Origin of the sequence: Geodermatophilus sp. DF01-2 (assembly GCF_004571065.1) — a bacterium.
GTDB lineage: Bacteria > Actinomycetota > Actinomycetes > Mycobacteriales > Geodermatophilaceae > Geodermatophilus.
The window spans coordinates 1-8584 of record NZ_SPQN01000119.1 but is presented as its reverse complement, the minus strand read 5'-3'; the positions used below and the strand labels follow the sequence as shown (position 1 = coordinate 8584).

The 8584-nt window shown below is 76.7% G+C and carries 10 protein-coding genes and 1 rRNA gene; 8 read left to right on the top strand and 3 right to left on the bottom strand.

Going from position 1 to position 8584, the window contains the following annotated elements:
• The 3 genes from rrf to E4P41_RS20255 all read left to right on the top strand — a co-directional run bounded on the left by rrf (window position 1) and on the right by E4P41_RS20255 (window position 2460).
• Window positions 1-117: ribosomal RNA gene (rrf, locus tag E4P41_RS20265) — 5S ribosomal RNA — on the top strand.
• A 1032-nt stretch (window positions 118-1149) separates the two neighbouring features.
• A complete protein-coding gene (locus E4P41_RS20260) occupies window positions 1150-2004 on the top strand; it encodes a hypothetical protein (protein ID WP_135143022.1) in 855 nt (284 codons plus the stop codon).
• Window positions 2005-2103: 99 nt separating this feature from the next.
• Entirely contained in the window at window positions 2104-2460 is a 357-nt protein-coding gene (locus tag E4P41_RS20255; RefSeq protein ID WP_135143021.1) for a single-stranded DNA-binding protein, read from the top strand.
• Between the two features lie 8 nt (window positions 2461-2468).
• Here E4P41_RS20255 and E4P41_RS20250 read toward each other — a convergent pair whose 3' ends face one another.
• The gene (locus E4P41_RS20250; RefSeq protein ID WP_280661410.1) at window positions 2469-3782 is read right to left on the bottom strand and encodes a DUF1015 domain-containing protein; all 1314 of its coding nucleotides are present in this window, start codon (window positions 3780-3782) and stop codon (window positions 2469-2471) included.
• A gap of 107 nt (window positions 3783-3889) precedes the next feature.
• Here E4P41_RS20250 and E4P41_RS20245 point away from each other — a divergent pair, with 107 nt between their 5' ends.
• Entirely contained in the window at window positions 3890-4285 is a 396-nt protein-coding gene (locus tag E4P41_RS20245) for a tetratricopeptide repeat protein (protein WP_135143020.1), read from the top strand.
• Window positions 4282-5361 (top strand): HAD-IIA family hydrolase, encoded by a 1080-nt coding sequence (locus tag E4P41_RS20240; protein WP_135143019.1) that lies wholly within the window; start codon window positions 4282-4284, stop codon window positions 5359-5361. Before E4P41_RS20245 ends, E4P41_RS20240 begins: the two co-directional genes overlap by 4 nt.
• Before the next feature lie 81 nt (window positions 5362-5442).
• Here the strand turns inward: E4P41_RS20240 and E4P41_RS20235 are convergent, their stop codons facing one another.
• The gene (locus tag E4P41_RS20235; RefSeq protein WP_245177524.1) at window positions 5443-5760 is read right to left on the bottom strand and encodes an alkyl sulfatase C-terminal domain-containing protein; all 318 of its coding nucleotides are present in this window, start codon (window positions 5758-5760) and stop codon (window positions 5443-5445) included.
• Between the two features lie 212 nt (window positions 5761-5972).
• On the opposite strand from E4P41_RS20235, the gene E4P41_RS22410 reads away from it, so the two are divergent.
• From E4P41_RS22410 to E4P41_RS20220, 3 genes are all read left to right on the top strand, one after another.
• Window positions 5973-6227, top strand: a complete 255-nt coding sequence (locus tag E4P41_RS22410; RefSeq protein WP_167761194.1) for a hypothetical protein — start codon at window positions 5973-5975, stop codon at window positions 6225-6227.
• Window positions 6227-7024 (top strand): TlyA family RNA methyltransferase, encoded by a 798-nt coding sequence (locus E4P41_RS20225; protein WP_135143017.1) that lies wholly within the window; start codon window positions 6227-6229, stop codon window positions 7022-7024. Before E4P41_RS22410 ends, E4P41_RS20225 begins: the two co-directional genes overlap by 1 nt.
• A gap of 398 nt (window positions 7025-7422) precedes the next feature.
• Window positions 7423-8457, top strand: a complete 1035-nt coding sequence (locus E4P41_RS20220; protein ID WP_135143016.1) for an NAD kinase — start codon at window positions 7423-7425, stop codon at window positions 8455-8457.
• Here E4P41_RS20220 and E4P41_RS20215 read toward each other — a convergent pair.
• Window positions 8397-8584: hypothetical protein (locus tag E4P41_RS20215; protein WP_135143015.1), on the bottom strand; the 188-nt coding region annotated here is incomplete at its 5' end. The two genes, E4P41_RS20220 and E4P41_RS20215, sit on opposite strands and share 61 nt — an antisense overlap.

The following is an 8584-nucleotide window of genomic DNA, read 5'->3' as shown; positions in this document are numbered from 1 at the left end:
TACGGCGGCCATGGCGAGAGGGAAACGCCCGGACCCATTCCGAACCCGGAAGCTAAGCCTCTCAGCGCCGATGGTACTGCCCCGGAGACGGGGTGGGAGAGTAGGACGCCGCCGGACAACCATTCCAGATCGGGGGTCGGAGCCACGTGCTCTGACCCCCGATCTGCTGTCTCCGGCATCTCTTCGTGCAGTGCCTCGGCGTGCTGCATCCGTCAGCGAGGTACGCACAGCATCATGACTTCTCCGCGACGAGGCGCCGGCAGTAGCGGCGGACAGGGGCCCCGCGGGGGCCGTGGGGGCTCCGGGCAGGGCCGAGCCCAGGCCCGCGGTGGCGGTGCACCCGGTGGTTCCGGCGGACGCGGCGCGCAGGGGTCGTGGCAGGGCCGCCGTCCCACGGGCGGACGCGCCGGTGACACCCGCGGTGGGGACTGGCAGGGGCGCCGTCCCGAGGGTGAGCGCCCGCAGCGTCGTCCGCAGGGCGACGATCGCTCGCGCAGAGAGGGGCCACGTCAGGATTGGCGGGACCGGCGGCCGCAGGGGGACAGGAGCCCGCGTGCCGGCGCTCCCCGCGGGGACCGGCAGGAACGCCGTCCGCAGGAGGGGTGGTCGCGGGGCGACCGATCCGACCGGGGTCCGCAGGGCGATCGACCGTCGGCCGCACGCCCGGACTGGCGGGACCGCCGCCCACAGGGAGAACGGGCTGGCAAGGAGCGTCCGGACCGGCAGCAGCCTCGTCCGTACGGGGCGCGGCCTCGGGAGGAGCGCCGGGACGGGCAGGAGCGCCGTCCGCAGGGTGAGCGGCCGCAGCGGTCCGGACCGCCGCGCAGCAGCTGGCAGGACCGTCGTCCGGCGGGGGACCAGCCGCAGCGCGAACGCCAGAACTGGCGGGACCGACCGCGCGGTGAGCGCCCCGACGGGCCCGGCGAGGGCCGACCGCAGCGGGCCGCGGGCTCGCGCTGGGACCGGCAGCCCCGTCCGGCGCGACCCGCCGGTCAGCGCGGCGACTGGCGCGACCGGCGTCCGGGCGACGAGGGGCGGGGGCGTCCCGACCCCGGCGAGCGTCCGACCCGCGGTGCCGATCGCACCCCGCCCGCACCGACCGGACCGGACGTCCCCGAGTGGGCCGACCCGCGGGACCTGGACCCGGCCGTGCGCTCGGCGTTGCGCGGACTCGACCCCCGCAACGCCCAGCGGGTCGCCGGGCACCTCGTCGCCGCGGGGACGTTCGTCGACGAGCAGCCCGAGGAGGCGCTGGCCCACGCCCGGGCCGCCCGCGACCGGGCCTCACGGATCGCCGTCGTCCGCGAGGCGGTCGGGGTCGCGGCCTACCACGCCGGCGACTACGCCGAGGCCGCCCGCGAGCTGCGGGCCTACCGCCGGATGAGCGGCGACCAGGGATATCGGGCGGTCCTCGCCGACTGCGAGCGCGCTCTCGGCCGGCCGGAGGTCGCTCTGCGGCTGGTGCGGGAGGCGCTGGCAGAGCGGACGGACCCCGAGGAGAGCGCCGAACTGCGCCTGGTCGAGGCCGGGGCCCGGCAGGACCTCGGCGAGCTGCCAGCGGCCCGCCTGGTCCTGGAGGCCGCCCTGGGGGGGCGTCCGCGGCCCGACACGGTCGACCTGGCCGACCCCGTGACGCTCCGCCTGGCGACCGCCTACGCCGACCTCCTCGACGCGGCCGGCGAGGGCCCGCTGTCCGAGGAGTGGCACGCCGCAGTGGCAGCCCACATCCCGGAGGAGCCCGACGTCGAGTTCTCCGAGGAGGAGCTGCCCCAACCTCTCCCCGCGCCCGCCGCGGAGGAGGTTCGGCGTGCGGCCACGGAGGACGGCACGGAGGACGGCACGGAGGACGACACGGAGGGCCACGCGGAGACGGTGCCGGAGCGCGAGGTGCCGGTTCCCGGCGACGAGGATCGGGGATACGACTTCGACGAGGACGTCGAGGCCGAGGTCGCCGAGCTCCTCGGTGAGGCCGGCGCACCCGAGGACGACGACGCCGAGCACTGACCTCTGACACCGGACGGGCCGTCGTCCACACCGGGGGCGTCGGTCCACAGACCGGGCTCCGGTCTTCCCCCGGCTCCGTCGTGTCGCGAGGCTGCCCTCATGAGCGTGGCTGTCATCGACCGGAACGACGTGGTACTCCGCGGGCGGCTCTCCGCCCCGGCCGAGCTGCGGACGCTGCCCAGCGGCGACGACCTGGTGACCTTCCGCCTGGTCGTACGGCGGCCGGAACCCCGGGCCCGGGGCCAGTCGGTCGACGTGCTGTCCTGCGTCACCTACGACCGTGCGCTGCAGCGGCGGGTCGCCGCGTGGGAGCCCGGGGACGTCGTGGAGGTGGAGGGGGCGCTGCAGCGCCGGTTCTGGCGCACTCCGAACGGAACCGCGTCGGTGTGCGAGGTGAACTGCCGGCGCGGCCGCAAGGTGCCCCGGTCCGCGGAGGCCGCCGTCCGGACGGCGTGAGGGCCCGGTCAGTCCGTGTGCGGCCGGAGCACCAGGCCGGTGCGCGGTTTCGGGACGAACAGGGTCGACTTCCGCGGCATGCGTGCCCCCGCCCGGGCCACGGCGGCGACGTCGGCGGGCGAGGCCGCGCGCAGCAGCAGGGCGACGCCGCGGCGGGCCTGCGCGCCGCGCAGCGCCTCCTCGACACCGTGCGCAGGCAGGACACTCTCCGGGTCGTCGGTGCGGCCCCACAGCCAGTGCACGAGACCGTGGTGGGCGAGGACTACGTCCAGCCCGCGCCAGGCCTCGGGCGCCTCGGCGGGAACGGAGCCGTGTACCTGCGGCGACGGGTGGTCCAGCCGGGCCAGTCGGTGACCGTCGCCGACGAGGAGACCCGTCTGGTCGGGATCGGACAGCCAGCGCCGGACGGCGTCGGCGGGCCCGCCGCCATCGACGGGCAGCTCGGTCACGCGGAAGTCCGCGGCGGCTGCGGCCAATGCCTCGTCCAGGGCCAGGTCGGGCACCACGCGGTGGATGGGCTGCACCCGCAGGCCGCCGGGGCCCATGGGCGTGACCAGGGCGAGGATGGCGTCCGCCCCGCCCCCTCCCCGCCGGGTCATGGCGTGGGCCTGCGCCGCGGCGAAGCGGTGGTGCCCGTCGGCGATGACCGCCTCCGTGTCGGCGAGCGCGGCCGTGACGCGGGCGACCAGGTCCGGGTCGGTGACCCGCCAGAGACTGTGCCGCACGCCGTCGGCGTCGGCCACCTCCAGGAAGGGGGCGCCGTCCTGGGCCGCGACGGTCAGACCCGGGACGTCGGGATGCGGATCGTGCGCGAGCACGATGGGCTCCAGGTCGGTGCCGGTGGCCTCGAGGAGCGCGCGCCGCCCCTCCACGGCTGCCGGGAAGGTGTCCTCGTGCGGCAGCACGGCGCGCGAACCGGCGGCGGGCAACGTGACCGCGGCGAGCCAGCCGACCGTCGCCGGAGCGCCGTCCGAGGGCTTCATCGCGTACACCCACAGGGCCGGCTCGGCCTCTCGCTCGAGCACCTCGGCGCTCTGCCAGTCTCGCAGCGTCGCCGCGGCCTCGGCGGCCGACCGGCCCAGCGCGTCGGCGCCGGAGCCATCGGGGCCCGGGGCGACGCGGGGCAGGATGAGGCGGACGATGTTGTGCGGATCGGCCGCCGCCAGGCGCTCCCGGCCCCCCGGGCCCACCAGGTCGTAGGCTGGCGAGCTCACCCGGGCCAGGTGGTCGGGGTCTCGTCGTCGGTAGGTCAGCGCGCGGAAGGGCCGGACCTCGAGCCCAGGTCCTGCCGGGTGTGGGGGGTCCGCCGACGACGATGGCACGACGGAGATCGTAGGAGCGGTGCGCTGCTTCGGCTGCCGTCGCCGGCCCGGTGGGAGGGTCGTCGACGCGCAGACCGTCGGGCGACACCCGGAGCGAGGGGGCGGCGGTGTCCGACGCGGGGGCGCCCGACGGTGACGTCTACGACTGGTACCAGCGCGGGCTGCAGCTGCTGGCGAACCGGGACCCGGCGGCTGCCGCGACCATCCTGGCCCGCGCCGCGGAGGCCGAGCCGGGATCGCGCAGCCTGCTGGAGGCCCTGGCACGCGCCCAGTACGACGCCGGTCGCTACGCCGACGCCGTCGGCACCTTCCGCGAGCTGACCGTCCGCAACCCCGCCGACGACTACGCGCAGTTCGGCCTCGGGCTGGCGGCCAGCCGGGCTGGGGACCTCGATCTCGCCGCCGAGCACCTCGCCCTCGCCGTGGCGATGCGGCCCGACCTGGGGCACTACTCGCGGGCGCTGCGCGGTGTCCGGGCGCGCCGCGGCGGGAAGATGGCGTGACCGGCCCGGACCTCCCGCTCGCCGCGGGCACCGCCGAGCCGCCGTGCCGGCGGTACGACGTGGCGCTGCTCGACCTCGACGGCGTGGTCTACGTCGGCCCGGACGCGGTACCGGGCGTGCCGCAGGCGCTGGCGGCCGCCCGGGCAGCGGGCATGCGACTGGGCTTCGTCACGAACAACGCGTCGCGCACCCCGGAGGAGGTCGCCGGGCACCTGACCGCCCTCGAGGTCCCCGCCGCCGGCACCGACGTGATCACCAGCTCGCAGGCCGCGGCCACGGTCGTCGTCCAGCGGTTCGGCGCCGGAGCCCGCGTCCTACCGGTCGGCGGGCCGGGCGTGGCCGCCGCGCTCGCGGCCGCGGGGCTCACGCTCGTCACCCGGGCCGAGGAGCAGCCTCTCGCGGTCGTCCAGGGCTACGGCGGTGACGTGGGATGGACCGAGCTGGCCGAGGCGGTCGTGGCGGTCCGGAACGGTGCCGAGCACGTCGCCACCAACGCCGACGCCACCATCCCCTCGCCCCGGGGTCCGCTGCCCGGCAACGGCGCCATGGTGAGGGTGGTCAGCGAGGTCACCGGCCGGCGGCCGCTGGTGACCGGCAAGCCGGACGCCGCCATGCACGCCGAGTGCATCCGGCGCACCGCGGCCTGTCGGCCCCTCGTGGTCGGCGACCGGCTCGACACCGACGTCGAGGGCGGGCGCCGGGCCGCGGCAGCCAGCTTGCTGGTCCTCACCGGCGTCACCGACCCGGCGACGCTGCTGGCCGCCGGCCCGTACCAGCGACCCGACCTGCTGGCCTCCGACGCCGGCGGTCTGCTCACCACGCACCCCGCCGTCGTGCCCGAGGGCGGGGGGTGGCGCTGCGGCGGCTGGGTGGTCCGGCCCGCCGGGGAGGGTGGTCCCCTGCGGCTGGGCCGGGACGCCACCGGTGGTCCAGACGGCGCCGACGGGCTCGACGCGCTCCGCGCGCTGTGCGTCGCGCACTGGGCGCAGCACCCGGAGACGGCGGCACCGGCACGGATCGGCGCGGCCGACGACACCGCGGCCGCCGTGCTGCGGCGGTGGGCGCTGGGTGGCTGAGATGGCGGGGGTCGTCGCTGTGGCCCTCCTGTAGGGTCCCGCCGCGAGCCTGCGAGTGGCGGGGGACAGGAGGGTCCCTCTTCAGAGCAGCGTGCGCAGCCGGAGCATGTCGCGCAAGCCGGCCTCCAGCTTCACCCGCCCCGACGCCCAGGCCGGACCGAAGGACAGCCTGCCCTCGGTCAGCGCCACGAGGTCGTCACTGGTCATGGTGAGCCGGATGTCGGCCTTCTCCAGCGACTGGCCCTCGGGCTCGGCGCGCAGCTCGCGGACCGCGCCCCGCGCCAGCCGCCCGCGGACGACCTGCGCGAGGTCGGTCAGGCGGCAGGACAGGCTGCGGTCCAGGCCCCGGGCCGCCGGCTTGGCCGCGAGGTCGCCGAGGATGCCCTCGAGGGCGGTCATGCACTGCTCCATCGTGGCCACGCGGGCACGCCTCCATCGCGTTCGGGGACCGGGCGGCCGAACGCTAGCGTCCGCCGGCGAGCCGTGTGCGTCGTCCCCGGCCGGTACCCTCGCGGGCCGGGGGAGGAGCACCGGGCGGCGCCCGGGCCACCGGTCCCCGACGTCCCGCCGGCGCGCTCCCGCGCCGTGTCCGCCCACCCGAGAGGCCAGCGATGACCGAGCCGAGCCGACCGCGACCGGTCCCGGGCCCTCCCCGGCCCGGCCCGTGGAGCGGTCCGGCGCCGGTCCCCGCCGGGACGGGATCGGCCGCCGCCGGGACGACCCCGGCCACCACGGAGGCCGCACCGACGGGCGACGGCACGCCCTTCGCCGACCTGGACCAGCGAACGGTCGCCGAACACGTCGCCGTCTTCGAGGCCGAGCACGCCCGGCTGCAGCGCGAGCTCGCGACGATCGACCAGCTCTGATGGTCCGCCGCAGCCGGCTCGACGCGGAGCTCGTGCGGCGCGGGCTGGCCCGCTCCCGGGAGCACGCCGTCGGCCTCATCGCCGAAGGGCGGGTCGCCGTCGCCGGGCAGGCCGCCACCAAGCCCGCCACCGGGGTGGACGCCAGCACCCCCGTCGTGGTGCGCACCGACCCCGACGAGCCCAGCTGGGTCTCCCGCGGCGCCCACAAGCTGCTGGGCGCCCTCGAGGCCTTCCCGGTCGCCGTCGAGGGGCGGCGCGTAGTCGACGCCGGCGCCTCCACCGGCGGCTTCACCGAGGTGCTGCTGCGCCGCGGGGCGCAGGAGGTCGTGGCGGTCGACGTGGGCTACGGCGAGCTGGCCTGGTCACTGCGCACCGACGAGCGGGTGACGGTGCTGGAGCGCACCAACGTCCGCACGACCACGCCGGAGCAGGTCGGCGGGCCGGTCGACCTGGTCGCGGCCGACCTGTCGTTCATCTCGCTGCGGCTGGTGCTCCCGGCCCTCACCTCCTGCGCGACCGCCGAGGCCGACCTGCTGCCGATGGTCAAGCCGCAGTTCGAGGTCGGCCGGGAGCGGCTCGGCGCCGGCGGCGTGGTGCGCGACCCGGCGCACCGTCAGGACGCCGTCCTGACGGTGGCGCGGGCGGCCGCCGAGCTGGGCTGGGGGACGGCAGGCGTGGTGGCCAGCCCGCTGCCGGGACCGGCCGGCAACGTCGAGTTCTTCCTGTGGCTGCGCCGGGACGCCGGTCCGCCCCGCGAGGAGGACGTGCGCCGCGCCGTCGAGGAGGGGCCGTCGTGACCCGGCGAGCGGGTATCCCGGCGGTGCCGGACCGCGGACACCGTGGCCGGCCCGGCACCCCGCCGGCCGGCGCTTTCGAGGCGAATCGGTGACCGAGCTCGCGAGGTCGCGCAGGGACACAGCACTGCCTGGCACGCGACGACGAGCGTCAGCGAGGAGGAATCGGTGACCGAGCCCGCGAGGTCGCGCAGGGACACAGCACTGCCTGGCACGCGACGGACGAGCGTCAGCGAGGAGGAATCGGTGACCGAGCCCGCGAGGTCGCGCAGGGACACAGCACTGCCTGGCACGCGACTGACGAGCGTCAGCGAGGAGGAATCGGTGACCGAGCCCGCGAGGTCACGCAGGGACACAGCACTGCCTGGCACGCGACTGACGAGCGCCAGCGAGGAGGAAGCGTGACAGAGGCCAGCCCCACCGTGTGGGCGCCGAGCGGAGGCCGGCACGTCCTGCTCGCCGTGCACACCGGGCGCCAGGACATCGTCGAGCTCGCCTGCAGCTCCGCCGCCCGGTTGGCGAGGGCGGGCATCACCGTGCGACTGCTCGAGGACGAGGCCACCGCCCTCGGCATCGAGGGCGCCCAGGTCGTGCCCGCCGACGCCCAGGCCGCCCGTGGCGCCGAGATCGTCATGGTCTTCGGCGGTGACGGCACCTTCCTGCGCGCCGCCGAACTGGCCCGCTACAGCAACGCCGCGCTCATGGGTGTCAACCTCGGCCGGGTCGGCTTCCTCGCCGAGACCGAGCCCGAGGCGGTCGAGGAGACGCTCACCGCCATCGAGCGGTGCGAGTACTCCGTGGAGAAGCGGCTGGCCATCGAGGTCGACGTCCTGGACGCCACCGGTGCGGTCGTCGGCGGCACCTGGGCGCTCAACGAGGCGTCGGTGGAGAAGTCCGAGCGCTCGCGGGTGCTCGACCTCGTCGTGGCCATCGACGGCCGCCCGCTGACCAGCTTCGGCTGTGACGGCGTGCTCTTCGCCACGCCGACCGGGTCGACCGCGTACGCCTTCTCCGCCGGCGGGCCGGTCGTCTGGCCCGACGTCGAGGCGATGCTCGTCGTCCCGTCCAACGCGCACGCCCTCTTCTCCCGGCCCCTGGTCACCTCGCCGGACTCGGTGCTCACCGTGGCGATCCCGGCCGACGGCAACCGGGCCCGCGTCTCCGCCGACGGGCGGCGCATGCTGGAGGTGCCCGAGGGCGGGCGGGTCGACGTCCGCCGGGCCGCCCGCCCGGTGCGGATCGCGCGGGTGCACGCCGCGACCTTCGGCGACCGGCTGGTGGCCAAGTTCGGGCTGCCGGTGCGCGGCTTCCGGGACGCGCGCAGGCATGACCCGGGACGCGAGCTCAGTCCCGCGCGCAACGTGTTGACCCGCGGTCACGTCGGCGGGGACGACGGGGAGGAGGGCCGCGGTGGCGGCACGGACGACGACGCGTGAAGGATCGACTGCAGGTTCTCCCGCGTGATCTCGGCCAGCTCCGCGGCGATGGCGGTCTGGCCGCCGACGCCCACGGTGACGTCCTCGACGCCGGACGCCGCGAGCAGCTCGTCCACCCGCTCCTGCA

Excerpts from the sequence above, each read along its gene's own strand:
- E4P41_RS22410 (WP_167761194.1), top strand. The coding sequence starts at position 5,973 with ATGACCGAGCCGAGCCGACCGCGACCGGTCCCGGGCCCTCCCCGGCCC.
- E4P41_RS20225 (WP_135143017.1), top strand. The coding sequence starts at position 6,227 with ATGGTCCGCCGCAGCCGGCTCGACGCGGAGCTCGTGCGGCGCGGGCTG.
- E4P41_RS20255 (WP_135143021.1), top strand. The coding sequence starts at position 2,104 with ATGAGCGTGGCTGTCATCGACCGGAACGACGTGGTACTCCGCGGGCGG.
- E4P41_RS20235 (WP_245177524.1), bottom strand. The coding sequence starts at position 5,760 with ATGACCGCCCTCGAGGGCATCCTCGGCGACCTCGCGGCCAAGCCGGCG.